This is a genomic window from Limosilactobacillus sp. (assembly GCF_051873075.1).
Classification (GTDB): Bacteria; Bacillota; Bacilli; order Lactobacillales; family Lactobacillaceae; genus Limosilactobacillus.
Genome location: NZ_JBJEEM010000003.1, coordinates 1 through 2032, shown reverse-complemented (window position 1 = coordinate 2032; position 2032 = coordinate 1). Strand labels below are relative to the sequence as shown.

Annotated in this window: 1 protein-coding gene; it reads right to left on the bottom strand. The window is 49.5% G+C overall.

The window, feature by feature from the left end; genetic code table 11:
• The coding region (locus tag ACI31J_RS00450) for a KxYKxGKxW signal peptide domain-containing protein (protein WP_439772504.1) at nt 1–1873 on the bottom strand (1873 nt) is incomplete at its 3' end.
• Nucleotides 1874–2032: the final 159 nt, after the last annotated feature.

Below are 2032 nucleotides of genomic sequence, written 5' to 3'. Positions count from 1 at the left end.
CGGAACCAGCCTTAGTAGCGGCTTCTTCAGCAGAAGTTTCTTCGTTCCGGGCTGCGTCCAAAGCAGTCTTAGCGTTGTTCAGGTTAGTAGTTACCGTGTTGAAGTCAGCAAGTGCCTGCTTAGCAGCATCAGCCTTTGCGGAAGCCTTGTCCCAAGCATCCTTAGCTTGTTGTTGAGCTTCATCGTTCCATTCGTTTGGTTCGTTTACGTAGTCTTGGTATGCTTTATCAAAGGCATCCTTAGCAGCACTTTCAGCCTTAACAGCTTCATCAGCTGCAGATTGAGCAGCGTTCTTAGCGGTAGCTAATGCAGCTTGAGCAGCACTGTTAGCAGTAGCAGCACTGTCCCAGGCAGCCTTAGCTTGTTGTTGAGCTGCGTCGTTCCATTCGTTTGGCTCATTCAGGTAAGTCTGGTATGCGTCATCGAAGGAATCCTTAGCAGCACTTTCAACAGCAGCAGCACTGTCAGCAGCAGCTTGGGCACTGTTAATAGCAGCACCAAAGGAGTTAGCGTTGTAAGCTTCTTGAGCCTTGTTCAGGTCGTCGCCAGCCTTGTTTACTGCAGCTTGAGCAGCTTCGTATGCAGCAGCAGCGCTCTTGGCGTTGTCAAGACCTGCTTGAGCTTCGTTCAGGGCGTTGTTAGCTTCATCAGCTGCGGACTTTGCAACGTTCAGGTCATTACCAGCCTTGTTTACTGCAGCTTGAGCTTCGTCGTATGCAGCAGCAGCGCTCTTAGCGTTGTCGAGACCTGCTTGAGCTTCGTTCAGGGCGTTGTTGGCTTCGTCAGCTGCAGACTTTGCAACGTTAGCGTCACTACCAGCCTTGTTAGTTGCAGCTTGAGCGGCTTCGTATGCAGCAGATGCACTCTTAGCGTTGTCAAGACCTGCTTGGGCTTCGTTCAGGGCGTTGTTGGCTTCGTCAGCTGCGGACTTTGCAACGTTGGCGTCACTACCAGCCTTGTTAGCTGCAGCTTGAGCAGCTTCATATGCAGCGGCAGCGCTCTTGGCGTTGTCGAGACCTGCTTGGGCTTCGTTCAGGGCGTTGTTAGCTTCGTTAGCTGCGGCTTGAGCAACGTTCAGGTCGTTACCAGCCTTGTTTACTGCAGCTTGGGCGTCTGAAGCAGCCTTCTTAGCTGCTGCCAGGGCATCTGAAGCTGAACCGTAAGTTTGGCCAGCAGCATTAGCCTTTTCTTGGGCAGCAACGGCAGCAGAGTTTGCAACTTCGGCAGCGCTCTTAGCAGCAGTGTAAGCAGCAGCAGCGGCGTTAGCGTTTGATGATGCAGCGTCAGCAGCAGACTTAGCAGCACTGTATGCAGCGGAAGCACTAGCAACATTAGCAGAAGCACTAGCAACAGTTGCGTTTGCGCTACTCAAGTTTTGAGAAGCAGTGTTAGTGTTGTCAGTAATTTCCTTAGCTTGGCTAGTCAATTGGCTAGCTTCAGAAACAGCGGCCTTTGGTTCAGTGGTCGTGCTTGAAGCTGGGACTTGCTTTTCAGCGTCGCTCTTAACAGCAGCAGAGTTAGAAGCGATAGCGCTGGAGTTTGCAGTGTTAGCACTTGCAACAGCTGAGTTAGCTTCGGCAAGTGCGTCAGAAGCAACAGCAGAACTAGCAGCTGAATCACTAGTAGCTGATGATGCAGCTGATGAAGTAGCGTCTGAAGTTGCTGATGATGCAGCAGAGCCGCTAGTAGCGTTTGAAGTAGCGTCACTAGTTACTTGAGCAGAAGCTGGTGCAGCAGAAGTCGTTGCAGCAGAAGCAGTGTTGTTGACGTTGGAAAGCGTCAACCCTGCTAAAACAGCGGTAGTAGCAAGGCCAGCAAAGACGATATTTTTCTTTGCTTTGTACATCTTGTAATGCATTGCATTATTTTTCATAAGAAAGTTTCCTCCTACAATAAATAAACTAAATTTAGTAAATTAACCCAGAGATGTAATTATGTCCGATAATAATAGCTCTCCCTAGATCATTCTCATTATATGTGTTATTAACGACTAATAACACTTCTTGAGTGCGGCAGTGAAAACGGTTGCGTG